This window comes from Saccharothrix isguenensis (assembly GCF_052936305.1).
In genome coordinates this window covers 3,573,563-3,590,194 of record NZ_CP193626.1, presented here as the reverse complement: position 1 = coordinate 3,590,194, position 16,632 = coordinate 3,573,563, and the positions used below count along the sequence as shown (strand labels likewise).

Annotated in this window: 11 protein-coding genes; 7 read left to right on the top strand and 4 right to left on the bottom strand. The window is 72.4% G+C overall.

Going from position 1 to position 16,632, the window contains the following annotated elements; translation table 11 throughout:
• Positions 1-5: 5 nt before the first annotated feature.
• Complete coding sequence (locus tag ACRAKI_RS16605) at positions 6-1,310, bottom strand: condensation domain-containing protein (protein WP_447007994.1); 1,305 nt, start codon at positions 1,308-1,310, stop codon at positions 6-8.
• 184 nt (positions 1,311-1,494) lie between these two features.
• Here ACRAKI_RS16605 and ACRAKI_RS16600 point away from each other — a divergent pair, with 184 nt between their 5' ends.
• Positions 1,495-3,705: an amino acid adenylation domain-containing protein gene (locus ACRAKI_RS16600; protein WP_447007993.1), complete on the top strand. Its 2,211-nt coding sequence runs from the start codon at positions 1,495-1,497 to the stop codon at positions 3,703-3,705.
• Positions 3,706-3,762: 57 nt separating this feature from the next.
• Positions 3,763-5,127, top strand: coding sequence for a serine hydroxymethyltransferase (locus ACRAKI_RS16595; protein ID WP_447007992.1), 1,365 nt, complete (start codon positions 3,763-3,765; stop codon positions 5,125-5,127).
• Here the strand turns inward: ACRAKI_RS16595 and ACRAKI_RS16590 are convergent.
• On the bottom strand, positions 5,109-5,768 hold the full coding sequence (locus ACRAKI_RS16590) for an FMN-binding negative transcriptional regulator (protein ID WP_447007991.1): 660 nt from the start codon (positions 5,766-5,768) through the stop codon (positions 5,109-5,111). The genes ACRAKI_RS16595 and ACRAKI_RS16590 overlap by 19 nt on opposite strands.
• A 10-nt stretch (positions 5,769-5,778) precedes the next feature.
• Positions 5,779-7,068, bottom strand: coding sequence for a lysine N(6)-hydroxylase/L-ornithine N(5)-oxygenase family protein (locus ACRAKI_RS16585; RefSeq protein ID WP_447007990.1), 1,290 nt, complete (start codon positions 7,066-7,068; stop codon positions 5,779-5,781).
• A 370-nt stretch (positions 7,069-7,438) separates the two neighbouring features.
• Here ACRAKI_RS16585 and ACRAKI_RS16580 point away from each other — a divergent pair, with 370 nt between their 5' ends.
• From ACRAKI_RS16580 to ACRAKI_RS16560, 5 genes are read left to right on the top strand one after another with little or no spacing between them, the layout of a single operon-like run.
• Positions 7,439-9,223 carry a non-ribosomal peptide synthetase gene (locus ACRAKI_RS16580; RefSeq protein WP_447007989.1) on the top strand — a complete coding sequence of 595 codons (1,785 nt, stop codon included), beginning with the start codon at positions 7,439-7,441 and terminating at the stop codon, positions 9,221-9,223.
• A complete protein-coding gene (locus ACRAKI_RS16575; protein WP_447007988.1) occupies positions 9,220-10,485 on the top strand; it encodes a cytochrome P450 in 1,266 nt (421 codons plus the stop codon). Before ACRAKI_RS16580 ends, ACRAKI_RS16575 begins: the two co-directional genes overlap by 4 nt.
• Positions 10,482-12,014, top strand: coding sequence for a lyase family protein (locus ACRAKI_RS16570; protein ID WP_447007987.1), 1,533 nt, complete (start codon positions 10,482-10,484; stop codon positions 12,012-12,014). Before ACRAKI_RS16575 ends, ACRAKI_RS16570 begins: the two co-directional genes overlap by 4 nt.
• Positions 12,004-14,271: a pyridoxal-phosphate dependent enzyme gene (locus ACRAKI_RS16565; protein ID WP_447007986.1), complete on the top strand. Its 2,268-nt coding sequence runs from the start codon at positions 12,004-12,006 to the stop codon at positions 14,269-14,271. The genes ACRAKI_RS16570 and ACRAKI_RS16565 overlap by 11 nt, the downstream gene beginning before the upstream one ends.
• Positions 14,268-15,308: a GntG family PLP-dependent aldolase gene (locus tag ACRAKI_RS16560; protein ID WP_447007985.1), complete on the top strand. Its 1,041-nt coding sequence runs from the start codon at positions 14,268-14,270 to the stop codon at positions 15,306-15,308. Before ACRAKI_RS16565 ends, ACRAKI_RS16560 begins: the two co-directional genes overlap by 4 nt.
• A gap of 319 nt (positions 15,309-15,627) precedes the next feature.
• Here the strand turns inward: ACRAKI_RS16560 and ACRAKI_RS16555 are convergent, their stop codons facing one another.
• Positions 15,628-15,987 (bottom strand): hypothetical protein, encoded by a 360-nt coding sequence (locus tag ACRAKI_RS16555; RefSeq protein ID WP_447007984.1) that lies wholly within the window; start codon positions 15,985-15,987, stop codon positions 15,628-15,630.
• Positions 15,988-16,632 lie beyond the last annotated feature (645 nt).

Below are 16,632 nucleotides of genomic sequence, written 5' to 3'. Positions count from 1 at the left end.
CTGGATCAGCGCGTTCGGCCATCTGCGGTCCCCTCGGGCAGTGCGTGCAGGGTGCGGACGAGCTGCTCGGCGAGGCCGGCCGCCCAGTCCCGGTCGAAGAGCTCGGTGGAGTGCTCCACGCTGATCGTCAGCCGGTCCGGCGTGTCCAGGAACGTCAGCGTCAGGTCGAACGCGTGCTGCCCCTGGTAGACGTCGAGTTCGACGGCCGTGACCCCGGGCAGGTCGGGCACGGCGGGCGCGCTGCCCCCGGTGCGCAGCTGCATGGTGACCTGGACGATCGGGTTGCGTCCGGCCGCGCGCGGCGGGGCCAGGCGTGCCACTACGGCCGTGAACGGGACCTCGTGGTCGAGGGCCGCGAGCATCGCCGCGCCGAGGCGGCGGGACACCTCGGCCGTGGGCGGGTCGTCGGACAGGTCGCAGCGCAGCACCGCGAGGTTGACGAAGTAGCCGATCAACGGCTCCAGCTCGGGCTCCACGCGGCCCGCCAGCATGGTGCCGAACGCCACGTCCGTGCCGCCCGTGCGCTGCCGCAGCGCCAACGCGAACGCGGTTGCCAACTGGGGGAACAACGACGTGCCGGTGGCGGCGGCGTGGGCCCGCACGGTCCGCGCCACGTCGGCGGGCACGTCCACCAACAGCCGTGCGGCGGCGTACGTCGGACGGCGTGACCGCACGCGGCCACCGGTGAGGTCCACCGCGGGCACGTCCACGAGGGCGCGTTCCCAGTAGGCCAACCGGTCGTCCATTTCGGATGGCGTGAGCAAGTCGCGTTGCCACAGCGCGTAATCGGCGTACTGCACCTCCAAGCGCGGCAACGCGGGTTCCTCGCCCCGCCACAGCGCCCGATAGGCGGTTGACAGCTCCTCGACGAGCACGCGCAATGACCACCCGTCACCGACGATGTGGTGCAGCACCACCACGAGCAGGTGATCGTTCTCGGCGACGCGCACCACGGCGGCGCGGATCGGGCGCCCGTCGGCGAGGTCGAACGGCGTGCGGGCCAGGTCCTCCACGAGCTTCACCGCCGCGTCCCGGTCCGCCACGTCGTGCAGCGGCACGTGAACCCCTTCGGGCGGCAGCACTTCCTGGTGCGGCACACCGTCCTCGCCCGCGCGGAAGGCCGTGCGCAACGACTCGTGCCGGAGCACGACGAGGTCGAGCGCCGCGCGCACCAGGTCCACCCTCAGCGGTCCCGAGAGCCGGAACGCGATCGGCACGTTGTACGCACTGCTGCGCGGCGACATGTGCTGGAACAACCACAACGCCCGCTGGCCCGCCGAAAGCGGCACGCGGTCCGCGTCCGCAGCCACCCGCCACCCCCGCTCCGCCGATCGGATGACCGAGCACTTCGGTGACCGAACGTTGTGCCCGGATCACGGAATCGACACTATGCTAGGGAAGACAGGGGTGTCCATGCCGTTGGCTCACAGACAGTGGAACGCCTTGTCGCGCCGAGATCCTGGGGGAACGTGTGCGCAGCGCTTGGGGTGTCCGGTGACCGCGCTCGTCGTGGCGTCGGCCGTGGTGGACAAGCTGGTGGCCGGTGTTCCCGACACCGCGTCGACGGAAACCGGAGTGGTGCTGGCCGCGTACGCCGTGCTGCTGCACCGGCACACCGCGCAGGACCGGGTGGCCGTGGGAACGAGCGGTGGCGTGCCAGTCGTCTACGACTTCGAGTCGCACCGGGATTTCCCGGCCCTGCTGGCGAGCCCACGCGCGGTGAGCGCGGAACCCGTGTCCCGCCTGGAAATCACCCGCACGGACGACGGTTGGTCGCTGTCCGCGCACCCGGCGGCCGACCTGCTCCCGCCCGAGCTGGCGGACGTGATGCTCACCCGGTTCGACGAAGTCCTGGCCGCGCTGGCCGACGACCCGACGACGGACGTGGCCGACATCGCGTTCCGGACCGAGGAGCGGCCGGACACGTGGCGCACCAACGACTTGCCGTTCGAGCCCGGCACGGTGATCGCCGCGATCGAGGCGCAGGTCGCCCGCACACCGGACGCGATCGCCGTGGAACTGGGGGACGAGCGGCTGACGTACGCCGCGGTGGACCGCCGGGCGGGTGAGGTGGCCGCGGCGCTGTCCGCGCGCACCGCGCGGCCGTTCGTCGGCGTGCACATGACGCGCTCGCCGGACATGGTGGTGGCGCTGCTGGGCGTGGCGAAGGCCGGCCTGGCGTACGTGCCGATCGACCCGGGGTCACCCTCGCGGCGGGTGCGGTACGTCGTCGACGACGCGGGCCTGGACCTCGTGCTCTGCCGCCCCGAGGACGTGGGCGCGTTGGCCGCGCTGGACGTCCCGGCCGCGACCTTGGACGGGCTGACGACGGGTTCGGCACGCGGCGACGTGCGCGCGCCGGAGCCGGGGTCGCCGATCTACATGATCTACACGTCCGGGTCGACGGGCGAGCCCAAGGGCGTGGTGAACCGCCACGCGGGCGTGCTGAACACGATCCGCTGGCGACAGCGCGCGATGCCGCTGTCCGAAGAGGACCGGGTCGTGCAGAAGACCCCGTTCACCTTCGACGTCTCGGCCTGGGAGCTGTTCTGGCCGTTGACGGCGGGCGCTCGGCTCGTGCTGGCGGAGCCCGGCGGGCACCGCGACCCGCGCTACGTCAAGCGGCTGATCCGCGACCGGGGCGCCACCGTCGTGCACTTCGTGCCGTCCATGCTGGACGTGTTCCTCCAGGAGCCCGACCTGGCCTCCCACTGCCGCACCCTGCGCCGGGTGCTGTGCAGCGGTGAGGCGCTGTCCCCGGCGTCCGCGGCCAGGTTCCACGAAGTGCTGTCGTGCGAGCTGCACAACCTGTACGGGCCGACGGAGGCCTCCATCGAGGTGTCGCACTGGGCGTGCCCGCCGGGTCGTGCGGGCGCGGTGCCGATCGGTCGGGAGATCGCGGGCACGGACCTGCACGTGGTGGACGCGCGGCTGCGGCCGTTGCCGGTGGGCGCGGTCGGTGAGCTGTGCATCGGCGGCGTGCAGGTGGCCTACGGCTACCACGGTCGGGCCGGCCTGACCGCCGACCGGTTCGTGCCGGACCCCTTCGCCGGCAGGGGCGCGCGCATGTACCTCACCGGCGACCTGGCGCGGCGGCGGCCCGATGGCGAGGTCGAGTACCTGGGCCGGGTCGACGACCAGGTGAAGATCCGCGGGTTCCGGGTGGAGCCTGGCGAGATCGAGGCCGCGCTGCGGGCGCTGCCCGGTGTGGACGCGGCAGCGGTCGTGCCTCGCGACTCGCCGGGCGGACGGCAGCTGGTGGCGTTCGTGGTCGGCGACCCGGGCGACGTCCGCACCGCGCTGGGCGACGTGCTGCCCGCCCACATGGTCCCGGCGGTGGTGGTGCCGACCACGGCGCTGCCCTTGGGGCCCAGCGGCAAGCTCGACCGGCGGGCGCTCGCCGAGCGGGCCGACGCCGTGGAAGCGACCACCCACTCGACCTCGCCACCGACCTCGCGGTCGACCACCCAGCCGACCGGGCAGCCGACGACGGCGACGGAAACCACGCTGTGCGCCTTGTTCGCCGAAACCCTCGGCCTGCCGGCGGTGGGCGTGGAGGACGACTTCTTCGCCCTGGGCGGGCACTCGCTCACGGCGGTGGGCCTCGCGAACCGGGTGAACGCCGTGCTGGGCGTGGAGATCGACGTCTGGATCCTGTTCGAGTGCCCGACGGTCGCCGCGCTGGCGCGCGAGCTGGGCCGCTGAGCACGTCCTCCGAGTCGTTCACCCGCGTGAAAGGCGGAAACCGTGTTGGAGACGGCCGTGACGGCCCCTGACGTCCACACCGACGACCCGCTCGCCACCCTGGCCCGGGACGGTGTCGAGGCGTTGCGCGAAGAAGACCCGGAGCTGCACGACGTGCTGGCACGCGAGGTGCACCGGCAGGGGACGACGCTGTCCCTGGTGGCGTCGAGCAGCGTCGTGGACCCGTCCGTGCTGGCGGCGCAGGCGTCGGCGGCGGTGAACGTGACGGCGGAGGGCTACCCCGGTCGCCGGTACCACGCCGGGTGCGAGGTCGTGGACGACATCGAGCGGCTGGCCATCGAGCGCGCGCTGCGGCTGTTCGGAGCGCAGTACGCCAACGTGCAGTCGCATTCGGCGACAACCGCGAACTACGCCGTGCTGGCGGCGTTGATGCGGGCCGGCGATGTGCTGCTGGGCATGAACCTCAGCGACGGCGGGCACCTCACGCACGGCAGCCCGGCCGCGTACGCGGGCCAGTACTACGCGGCGTTCGGCTACGGCCTGGACCGCTCTGGCCGCATCGACTACGACCAGGTGGCGGAGCTGGCCCGGCGACACCGGCCGAAGGTCATCGTGTGCGGGGCGACGGCGTACAGCAGGGTCGTGGACTTCGCGCGGTTCCGGCGGATCGCCGACGACGTGGGCGCGTACCTGCTGGCGGACATCTCGCACATCGCGGGGCTCGTCGTGACCGGCCTGCACCCCAGCCCGGTGGATCACGCGCACGTGACCACGGCGTGCACGCACAAGCAGCTCTACGGTCCGCGCGGCGGCGTGATCCTGTCCGGACGCGACCACGACTCCCCCGCGCCGCGCGGCGCGGGCACCTTGGCGCAGTTCCTGCAACGCACGATCTTCCCGTTCTACCAGGGCGCGCCGGCGATGAACGTGATCGCGGCGAAGGCGCGGACGTTCGCCGTGGCGGCGACGCCCTCCTTCACGGACACGGCGCGGCGGATCGTGCGGTTCGCGGGCGCGTTGGCCGACGAGCTGGCCGCGCGCGGCCACACGATCGTGTCCGGTGGCACGGAGAACCACACGGTGCTGGTGGACCTGCGCGACGCGGGTGTGACAGGGCTGGTGGCGGAGTCCGCGTTGGAGGAGTGCGGCATCGTGGTGAACAAGAACCGCGTGCCCGGCGACGCCACGCCGCCGCTGGTCGGGGCCGGGATGCGGTTGGGCTCCAACGCGGCCGCGGCGCGCGGCATGGCCGGGCCCGAGGCGGTGCGCTGCGCGGAGTTGGTCGACGTCGTGCTGCGCGCGGTGCACCCGACCGGGCCGCGCGGGTACGTGCTGGACGGGGGTGTGCGGGAGGAGGTCCGCGCACGGGTCGCCGACCTGTGCGCGGAGTTCCCACTCCCCGGCTATCCCCCGGTGCGGTGAGGCGGTAGGTCCGCGGTCCCGGAGAACATCCGCATCATCGCGGCCAGGTCGGCGTGCGTGCCGGTGTCGCTGCGGTCGAACCACTCCGCGACCCGGTCGCGGACCTCCGGGTCCTTCTCCTGGCTCAGCTTGAACATCGCCTCGACCTTCGTGACGCGGAACCGGATCGCGCCCACTCCCGAGGCGATGCGGGCGTGGTGGTCGGCGGCCCGGTCCACGTCGAACCCCACACCGAAGCGGTGCTCCAACGTCCGTGCGGTGGCCGTGACGGCCGAGAGCACGTCCGACGCCTCTTCGGACACCCGCAGCGTCCCGGTCAGGTGCACGGCGACGAAGTTCCACGTCGGCACGGCCGGGTCCACGTGGTACACGGACGGCGTCACGTAGCCCTGCGGGCCGAAGAAGACCAGCTTCGCGGCGGCGTCGTCGGACAACGCGAGCCAGTGCGGGTTGACCCGGTTCATGTGGGCGATCAACTCCTCGCCCACCAACCGCTCCCCGCGTGCCGGCCGGATGACCGGCACGTGCGTGGCGTGCGGCACGTCCACTCCGTTGGTGGTCAGCACGGCGAGCGGGTAGCGGTCGACGACCGCTATCGGCCACCGCTCCTCGTCCACCTGGTAGATGCGGGGCACGAACACGCGGACCTCCTCAAGTGACGAGTTCCTTGGCCAGCGCCTCGGCCAGTTCCCCGGCACGTTGCGCGGTCAGGGACAACAGGGTTTCCGCGATGCCGTGCGTGTGCTCGCCGTAGCCCTGCGCGTAGACGCCGTGCGCGAAGGGCTCGCAGGTGACCAGCCTGCGGTCGCGGTCGAGCAGCAGACGGCCCCGGTCGTCGTGCTCGCACAGCGGCAGCAGGTCGCCGAGCAGGTCGGCCGGGTCGGCGGGCCGGTAGCCGGTGGCGCACACCAGGACGTCGGCCATGATGACGGTGCGGTGCCCGTCGGAGAGGGACTCCACCTCCACGCGCACACCGTGGTCGCCGGGTGTCACGTCGCGGACGCGGGAGACGTGGTGGAAGCTCAGCCGGTCGTCGCCCAGGAGCGATTCGCGGTAGGCGTCACCGTGCAGGCGCTGGATCAGGTCCTGGTCCACGACGGAGTAGTTGGTGTTGGCGTGGTAGTCCAGCATCATGCGCTTCACCTCCGGCGAAGCGCTGAAGAACTCGTCGACGGCTTCCGCGCCGAAGATCGCGTTCACGAACGGGCTGTCGTCGGAAGCGCTGTAGCCGTAGCGGGAATGGACCACGGAGACGGACGATCGGGTGAACTTGCGGTGCAGGTAGTGAGCGGCTTCGGCCGAGCTCTGGCCCGCTCCCAGCACGACGAAGGACTTCGGCGCCGTATCGGCGATCCGCCGGACCTGCGGCACGAGTGCGGACGTGTGCCAGATCCGGTCGGACTGCACGAGCCCTTCGGGCATGTTAGGCCGGAGTCCGCACGCCAGCACGACGCTGCGGGTCCGCCGGACGACTTCCGCACCATCGGCGGTTTCCGCGACCACGTCGAGCAACTCCACGCCACCGGCTCCCCGCACCGGCCGGATCGCCGTCACCCGACTGCCGTACTCCACCCGGTCGGCGAAGTGCCCGGCCACCCACTCCAGGTAACCGTGGAACTCGATCCGCAGCGGGTGCAACGACTTGCTGTCGATGAACCGGGACAACCGCCCCACCTTGTGCAGGTACGCCACGAACGAGTACGGACTCGTCGGGTTCCGCGGCGTGACCAGGTCTTTGAGGAACGACACCTGCATCGTCGCGTCGTCGATCAGCATGCCGCTGTGCCAGCCGAATCGCGGTTGCGCCTCCAGGAACTCCACCGTGAGGCCCTCGCCGCCCGGCGGGTTCACCCCCAGTTCCTGCAACGCCACCGCCAACGCCAGGTTGGCGGGCCCGAACCCGACTCCGACCACGTCCGTCACGCGGGCGGACTCCCCCATGAAAGCACCTCCTCGACGTCGAGCTCCATCCCCCGGTTCCGGCAGGCGCCGGACGACTCAGGCGGAATTGCCTTGCTGTCGAGCGATTTCCTCTTCGGTCGGGGCTCCCGCGCGGACGCGCCGGCCTCGGACCTCAGCTTGCCATGAGCGTAAAGGGGGGAACGGGGTTCCCGGGTGCGCCCTCACACGTGCGCACCACCGACCCACCCCCACCTCCCGCACCTCTCGTCGCCTCATGGTAGTGGTCGCCGGCAGCGGCGTCCGCTACGCTCGCAACAGGATCACCGATGTGTCGAGACCCGTTCTCCCTTGCTCCGCCGGTCAATCCCGGCGGCGTCGGCGAACGGCAGACTGGGGGGAAACCAGCATCGTGTCCGTCTCCGAACCGCTGTCCCAACCCAGTGTCGTCACGCGCTTCGCCGAGGTGGTCGGCCGCTTCCCGGAGGCGGTCGCGGTGTCCGACGTCAAGGGTGAACGCTCTTATACCCGATTGGAGTCTGCCGCCACGGCCGTCGCGCACGCATTGTGGACCGCAGGCGTCCGACCGGGCGATCGCGTGGGAGTCCTTAGTGGACGGTCCGGCGACCTGGTCGCCGCGCTCCTGGGGATCCTGAAGGTCCGGGCGGCCTACGTGGCCGTCGACCTCCACGACCCCGGCCCGCGCATCGAGTCGGTGCTGCGCGACGCGGGCGTGGCGGCGCTCCTGGTCGAGAGCGGCCCGCCCCCTCCGTCCTTTGTGGGCATTGCCCTGGCGCTGGCCGACGCGGTGGCGACCGAGGTCCCGGCGGAGTTCGCCCCGCCGCCGCCCGGTCCCGACGACGTCGCCTACATCGCCTACACGTCCGGCTCCACGGGCACGCCGAAGGGCGTGTGCGTGCCGCACCGGGGCGTCCTCCGGCTCGTGGTGGGCCAGGACCACTGGGAGGTGCGGCCCGGTGACGTGGTCGCCCACCACTCCCCCGTCGCGTTCGACGCGTCCACCGCGGAGATCTTCGGCCCGCTGCTCAACGGCGCGGAGCTGGCGCTCGCACCACCGGGCAGGCTGGGGCCGCGCGAGGTCCTGGAGTTCGCGGCACGGGCACGCGTCACGCACCTCTTCCTCACCACCGCGATCTTCCACCAGGTGGCCGATTCGGACCTGCTGGACCTGCCCGCCCTGCGGTGCCTGCTGACCGGCGGCGAGGTGCTGTCGCCCGAACTGATGGCCCGCGCGGCGGCACGGCTGCCCGAGGGTGTGCTGTCGGCCGCCTACGGGCCCACGGAGAACACGACGTTCACCACCACGCACCCGATCACCGGTCCGCTGGGCGAACGGGTGCCGATCGGGTCGCCGATCCGGGGCACCCGCGTGCACGTGCTGGACGACAACCTCGACCCGGTGCCGGACGGGCAGGTCGGCACGCTGTACGCGGCGGGAGCGGGTGTGGCGCACGGCTACCTGAACCTCCCCGGCCTCACCGCCCGGCAGTTCCGGCCCGACCCGTTCTCCGACGAGCCGGGCGCACGCATGTACGACACCGGGGACCTCGTGTGCCGCAACACCGAAGGCGCGCTGGACTTCATGGGACGCGCGGACGGCCAGCTGAAGGTCAACGGGGTGCGGATCGAGCCGGAGGAGGTCGAGGCCCGGCTCCGGAACGAGCCCGACATCCGGGACGCTGCGGTCGTGGTGCAGGAACACGGGCCCGGCGACCGGCGGCTGGCCGCGTTCTACGACAGCCCGTTCGCGCTGTCCTCGGCGCACCTGAGGCGCGTGCTGGCCGCCGAGCTGCCGCCCGCGATGGTGCCCTCGTCGTTCACGTGGCTGGAGTCGTTGCCGCTCAAGGCGAACGGCAAGGTGGACCGGGCGGCGCTCGTCGCGCACCGCAACCGGGAGCGCTCGGTGACCGTGCCGTACCGGCCGCCGACGGGGCCGCTGGAAACGTGGCTGGTGGAGCTGTGGCAGGACGTCGTCGGCGTGGAGCCGGTGGGCGTGGACGACGACTTCTTCGAGATCGGCGGGCACTCGCTGACCGCGACCCGGATCACCGGGGAGATCCTGCAGGAGCACGGGGTGCTGGTGAAAGCCCGGGTGTTCTACCTCAACCCGACGGTGGCGTTGCTGGCGATCCAGGTCGCGACGCTGCTGGAGGCCCGTGACAAGGCCGCGGTGTGAGGATCGGCCACGGCGGCGCGCACCCGGACTGGCGTGCCGCGGACCTGACCGACCCGCACCTGTACGCCGAGGGCGACCCGCACGCGGTGTGGCAGGCGATGCGCGACGAGGCGCCCGTGCACCGGCACGTGCTGCCGGACGGGCGCGAGTACACGTCCGTGACCCGGTACGCCGACGTGCGCCGGGTGATCGCGGACCACCGCGTGTTCACGTCGCGGCGCGGCAACATGCTGTCGGTGCTCGGCGGGCACGACCCCGCGGCGGACCGGATGATGGTGTCCAGCGATCCCCCGATCCACACCGCGCTGCGCGAGCCGTTGGCGAAACTGCTCTCCCACCGGCAACTCCGGGCACTCGGCCCCGCGATCCGGGCGATGGCCCGCAGGCTCCTCGCCCCGCTCCTGGAAGGCGGCACGTGGGACGTGGCCGAGAGCGTGGCGGCCTTCCCGATGATGTTCACCGGGGCGCTGATGGGCCTGCCCGAGTCGGACTGGCCGGAGCTGGTGCGCCTGACGTCCACGGCGGTCGCGCCGGACGACCCGGAGTTCGGCGCCGAGGCGGAGAACCTCGCGTCGGCGCACCACGAGCTGTTCGAGTACTTCGCCGAGCCGGCGCTCACCGCCGGCGACCGGGACGACCTGGTGGGCGCGGTGCGGCGGTTGTCGTTGCACGGCAGGGACATCCGTCTCGACGAGGTGATCTACAACTGCTACAACCTGCTGCTCGGCGCGACGGTGACCACGCCGCACGTGATCGGCGCGACCGTGCTGGCGTTCGCCGAGCACCCGGACGAGTACGCGCGGGTCGTGCCGGAGGACGGGTCGTCGATCCACCTGGCCGTCACCGAAGGGCTCCGGTGGTCCTCCCCCGCGACGCACACCATGCGCTACACGACAGCGGAGACGGAGATCGACGGCGTGGCGATCGGCGAGGGCGAGGCCGTGGTGGGGTGGCTCGGGTCGGCGAACCGGGACGAGCGGGTGTTCGCCGACCCGTACCGGTTCGACGTGACGCGGCAGGCCAACCACCACCTGGCGTTCGGCTTCGGGCGGCACTACTGCGTGGGCGCGCCGCTGGCCCGCATCGCGCTGGGCGAGTTCTTCGGCGAGCTGGCGCGGATCGCGGCCGGGTTCGAGGTGGTGGGCGAGGTGCGCCACCTGGTGTCGAACTTCATCGGCGGCTACACCAGCCTGCCGGTGCGGGCACGGCTGCGGCCGGGCGCGGAACGGGCGTTGGCGGCGGCGTTGGCGGAGGGGTCGTGACGAACCGGGAGCTGAGTGGCCGCATCGACCCGACGCCGAGCGCTCTGCTGCACGAGGAGGTCCTGGAGCCGCAGTTCCGGTACGAGGTGCGCGCCCTGCTGCCCGGCTACGTGGCCGCGGAGAAGGCGTTGCTGGTCGAGTACCTGCGGATGGGCGTACTGGACGGGACGCAGGCCACGGCGCTCGCCGCCGCGCTGGACACCGTGGACGCGGACGCGCTGACCGCCGACCCGGAGGGCAACCTGTCGGACCTGGCGTTCGCCATCGAACGGCACGTGGCGCGGCACGTGACCGCACCCGCGCCGCGCTGGCACGTCGACCGCAGCCGCAACGACCTCCAGGCCACCGCCCAGATGATCGCCGGGAAGGACCTGATCACGGGCGCGGTGGGCGAACTGCTGCGGTTCGCGGGCGCGGTGCGCTCCCTGGCGGGTCGCACGGCGCACCTGCCGATGCCCGGGTTCACCCACCACCAGGCGGCCCAGGTCGTGACGCCCGGGTTCTACTTCGCGGCGCTGGGCGAGCAAGTGCTGCACCACGTGCGGCGGCTGGCGGCGGCGCACGACCTGCTGGACGCGTGTCCGCTGGGTTCGGGCGCGATGTCGGGGCAGGAGCTGCCGTGGGACAGGGCACGGCTGGCGCGGCTGCTGGGGTTCGCCCGGCCGCAACCGTCGGCCCTGGTGGCGGTGGCGTCGAGGAGCTGGGCGCTGGAGGCGACGGCGGAGCTGAGCCTGATCGGCACGTCGTTGAGCCGGTTCGCGACCGACCTGCTGGCCTGGGGCGGGAGCCGGTACGAGTTCCTGGACCTGCCGCCGGACCTGTCGGGGATCTCCTCGGCGATGCCGCAGAAGAAGAACTTCCCGGTGCTGGAGCGCATCCGCGGTCGCACCGCGCACTTGACGGGCTACCACGTGGACCTGCTGCTGGGGCAGCGCAACACCCCGTTCAGCAACCTCGTGGAGGTGTCCAAGGAGGCCGGGCGGCACTTCGCTGACGCGTTCGCGGTCCTGGACAGCGTGCTGCGCCTGTTCCGGGTGGTCGTGGAGCGGCTGGAGTTCCGGGCCGACCGGATGCGCGCGGCGTGCGACGCCGACTACCTGGGCGGCTTCGCGCTGGCCAACGCGCTGACGCTGACGGCGGGCGTGCCGTGGCGGACGGCGCAGGTGCTGGCCGGGCGGTACGTGCTCGACGCGCTGGAACGCGGCCTGCCGCCGACCCGGCCGGACCCTGAGCTGCTGGAGTCCGTGCTGGCCGAGGAGGGGTTCGCGGTCGAGGACCCGGCCCGGCTGCTCGTCGAGTCGTTCGACACCGACCGGGCGTTGCGGCGCATGGCGTCGGCGGGGTCGACGCACCCCGACGCGGTGGCCGTCGAGCTGACCGCTCAGGACGCCGAACGCGAGCGGCTGGCGGCGTGGGCGCGGAAGCGGTCCGACGGCGTGCGCCGGGCGTTCACCGAGACCGACCGGCTGCTGTCCCTGCCCCTGCGCACCCCGGGATCGACCGACGAGGAGGCCGCCGGTGCGGTATGAATCCGTGATCGCCGCGATCGGCAACACCCCGCTCGTGCGGTTGCGGCTGCCTCGGGCGGCGGCCGGCGTCGAGGTGTACGCCAAGCTGGAGCTGCAGAACCCGTTCGCGATGAAGGACCGGGTGGCGCGCCGGGCGCTGCTGGAAGCCCGCCGCGTGGGCGCCCTCTTGCCGGGGGCCCCGATCGTGGAGAGCTCGTCGGGCACGATGGCGCTGGGGGTGGCGCTGGTGGGTCGGGCGCTCGGGCACCCGGTGCACATCGTGACCGACCCCCGGATCGACCCGACGACGTCGGCGAAGCTGCGCGCGTTGGGCTGCGAGGTCCACGTGGTGTCGGCGATGACCGCCAACGGCTGGCAGAGCGCACGCCTGGAGAAGCTGGCCGCGCTGATGGCCGAGTCGCCGGGTGCGTTCTGGCCGCGCCAGTACAGCAACCCGGACAACCCCGGCGCGTACCGGGAACTGGCGGCCGAACTGGTCGCCGACCTGGGTGGGGTGGACGTGCTGGTCGGGGCGGTCGGGTCCGGCGGATCGCTGACGGGCACGGCGCGCGCGTTGCGGTGGACGTCGCCGCACCTGCACGTCGTGGGCGTGGACTGCGTGGGCAGCATGCTCTTCGACCAGCCCGACGAGCCGAAGCGGCTGCAGAGCGGCCTGGGCAACAGCCTCCTGCCGCACAACCTGGACCGGCGGGCCATCGACGAGGTGCACTGGCTCAACGACCACGAGGCCTTCGCCGCGACCAGGGCCCTCGCGGCCGAGCAGCAGGTCTTCGGCGGCAACACGGCAGGCTCGGTGTACCGGGTGCTCACCGACGTGGCGGCGCGCGCCGAACCGGGGTCGCGCGTCGTGGGCATCCTGCCCGACCGGGGCGACCGCTACACCGCCACGGTCTACAGCGACGAGCACTGGGCCGAGCACGACCTGGAGGCGCTGGAACTGGCCGGCGCTCCGGAGCCGGTGGACTACGGCACGCCCGTGCGGCGCTGGTCGCGCGCGGTGATGAAGGCGCCCGACGACGCGCCGAGGACCCTGCTGTTCGTGGAGTCCAACACCACGGGCACGGGCATGGCCGCGTTGGGCGTGGCGCTGGGACTGGGGATGCGGCCGGTGCTGCTCACCTCGCGCCCGGAGCGCTACCAGGGCTTGGCGGAGACCGGCGCGGACGTGCTGGTGTGCGACACGGGCTCGCTGCCGGCGCTGCGCGAGTCGGTCCAGCGGGAGTTCCGCCGGGAGGACCTGGCGGGGGTGACCACGACCAGCGAGTTCTACGTGGCGACGGTCGCCGAGCTGACCGGCTGGCTGGGGTTGCCCGGCAACCCCGTCGACGCCGTGGCGGCGTGCCGGGACAAGGCGGCGCTGCGGGCCCTGCTCGCCGACGCGGGCGTGGGACAGCCGCGGTTCGCCGTCGTGCGATCGGTGGACGACGTGGAGGACGCGGTGGCGGCGGTCGGACTGCCGTGCGTGGTGAAACCGACCGACGACTCGGGCTCGAACAACGTCCTGCTGTGCGCCACGGCCGAGCAGGCGCGGGCGCAGGTGGCGGCGGTGCTCGCCGTGACGGAGAACGTGCGCGGACAGGCCATGTCCGGGGCGGCGCTCGTGGAGCAGTACCTCGACGGCCGCGAGTACAGCGTGGAGATGTTCTCGTGGGAGGGCCGCGCGCACTGCGTCGGCGTGACCGCGAAGACCCTGGGGCCGCCGCCGCACTTCGTGGAGGACCGGCACGTGTTCCCGGCGCCGCTGGCCCCCGACGAGCGGGACGCGATCGTCGCCACCGCGGCGGGCGCGTTGACCGCCACCGGGTTCCGCACCGGTGCCACGCACACCGAGGTCCGCGTGACGGTCGACGGCCCGGCCGTGGTGGAGGTCAACCCGCGGCCCGCCGGCGGCATGATCCCCGAGGCGATCCGCCTGGCCACCGGGCTGGACCTGCTGGAGATGCAACTGGGCGCCGCGCTGGGCCGGGCGCCGGACCTGACGACGACGGACCGCGGCACGGTCGGCATCCAGTTCCTGACCGCCGACCGGCCCGGTGTGCTGGTCGCCGTCGACGGCGTGGAGGACGCGCTGCGCGTGCCCGGCGTCGAACGCATCACGGTGACCGCCCGCCCCGGACAGGAGGTTCGACCGGCGCGCAACGCCTACGACCGGCTGGGCTACGTGATCGCCCGGACCGGCTCGCCGTCCGAGACCGTCGCGGCGCTCGACGCCGCCCGCGCGCACTGCCGCGTGATCCTGGAGGAGCACACGCCGTGATCGAGCTGCGCAGCGACACGTTCACCCTGCCCACACCGGAGATGCTGGCGGACATGGTCGCCGCGCCACTGGGCGACGACGTCTACGGTGAGGACCCGACCGTGCGGCGGTTGGAGGAGCGCACGGCGGAGCTGACCGGCATGGCCGCGGCGTGCCTGATGCCCAGCGGCACGATGGCCAACCTGGCGTCGATCATGGCGCACGCCCCGCGCGGCTCCAAGGCGCTGGTGGGCGTGGAGAGCGACATCTACGTGTACGAGGCGGCCGGCGCGTCGGTGTGCGGGGGCGTGCAGTACGAGCCGCTGCCCAACCGGCCCGACGGCACGATCGCGTTGACCGACCTGGAGGCGGGCTTCCCGGACGACCCGGAGGACCCCCAGTTCGCGGTGCCGTCGCTGATCTGCCTGGAGAACACGCAGAACCGGTGCGGTGGGGTCGTGCTGCCCCTGGACTACCTGCGCGAGGTCCGCGCGCTCGCCACCCGACGCGGCGTCGCCCTGCACCTGGACGGCGCGCGCCTGTTCAACGCCGCCGTCGCGATGGGACGTCCCGCCTCCGACATCACCGCGCACGTCGACTCGGTGCAGTTCTGCCTGTCCAAGGGACTGGGCGCCCCGGTCGGCTCGATGGTCGCGGGCGGCGCGGAGTTCATCCGCACCGTGCGCCGCGTCCGCAAGATGCTCGGCGGCGGCATGCGCCAGGCGGGAGTTCTCGCCGCAGCGGGGCTGCGAGCGCTGGACGACCACGGCCGCCTGGCCGAGGACCACGCCAACGCCCGCCGTCTCGCCGAAGGCCTGCACGCCCTCGACGACATCGAGATCGATCCCTCGGCCGTGCAGACGAACATCGTGATGTTCCGCATCACGAACCCGATGTGGACGTGGCAGGCCTTCTGCACGGCCGCCGCCGCAGAGGGCCTGAACATCGCCGAACTGGGCCACGGACGCCTCCGGGCCGTCACCCACCTCGGCGTGACGGCCTCCGACGTGGACCGCGCGGTCGACATCGTGGCCGAGCTCCTGCGCAAGTCCCCGTGAAGCGGCCGGTGCCGCCGAAGCCCGTCCCGGTCCGTGAGCCTGATCGAGCACTGACTGCGCCTCCTGGAGCGATTCCTGACCGGCACCTACGCCGACCCGTTATCACCCTGGACCCCCGCGCTTCGTCCTGGAAACTCAAGGCCGCCACCGGACCAGGCTCGCGGACCGGCGATACGCCGAGGTGGACCAGCCATTCGGCGGGTTGGAACCGACACGGACGGCGGCCCGCACGACCACCGGGTCGCACGGGCCGCCGTCACACAGGCGCCCAACTCACCGACCGCGCCCCGGGTGCTCCTGCCCGAGCACCACAAGGTCGTCAGTAGTGTGCCCAGACGGTGAAGCTGTTCATCGTCGCCGTCCCGGGGCAGTAGGCCATCGCGGAAGACCCGAACCGGGTCACCTTGCTGCTGTGGACGCTGCCGTCACTGCACGACACCGACACCGAGAAACCGGACGCGCCGCCGCCGATCTGGTGGCAGTCGACCCACACGGTCGAGTTCCGGCCGGGGAGGTACGTCCAGACGCAGTTGATCGACGAGCTCTCGACCTTGCCCTCGGCGGGCTTGAGCGGCGGCACCGGCACGGTCGCCACTTCCCGCTCCACCAACGCCGCCGACGCCTGCGCGCCCACACCGGTTCCCACCAACGCCAGTACCGCGAACACCGCTGACGCCACCCACTGAACGGTTCTCGACACTGAGTCCCACCCTCTCGAAGTTCGTGAAGCCCGAGTCGACGCAAGGATCACCCGCGTCCAGGTCTCGTGGGAACAAAGGACACTCGATCAGACCAGAACACCGCAGCCCCAGCGCGCACACACCGAATCACATTCCGCGAATCGTGTATCAGGCCCAGTGGAAGGGAATCCGACTCCGCCGCGATGCTCCACGTCCCTCGTCACGGCGCTACGCGAGGTGTCGGTTCCGACCGGACGTTCGGTGGGAGGTTTCAGGCTCCAGCTCGGACGAACGCACGAACGGGGGTTCCGGCTCGGCGTGTGGATCGCCTTCCGCGGCCTGTGCACCCCGGCGAGCGGAAGGAGTGGTCACCATGGCACTGCTGATCGAAGCAGCGCCAGGCTTGGTGGCGGACCGCGAGGCACCCCTCCGCGCCGTCCGCACACCGCTGCTGCGCCACGGCAGCCGAAGCCGCCCGCAACTGCGCAGCCTCGGCTGGTTCCTCCACCACCACGACCGCGGCGCGCTGCACTTCCACGCCGGAGCCACCTTCGGGCACACCGTCTTCCTCGGCTTCCGGCCCGCCACCGACTCCGCCGTCGTGGCGCTGGCCAGCAGGAGGAGCACGCACTGGCGGGCACCGC

Bases quoted from the DNA above. Each gene is read 5' to 3' on its own strand.
- ACRAKI_RS16585 (WP_447007990.1), bottom strand. From the start codon at position 7,068: ATGGGGGAGTCCGCCCGCGTGACGGACGTGGTCGGAGTCGGGTTCGGG.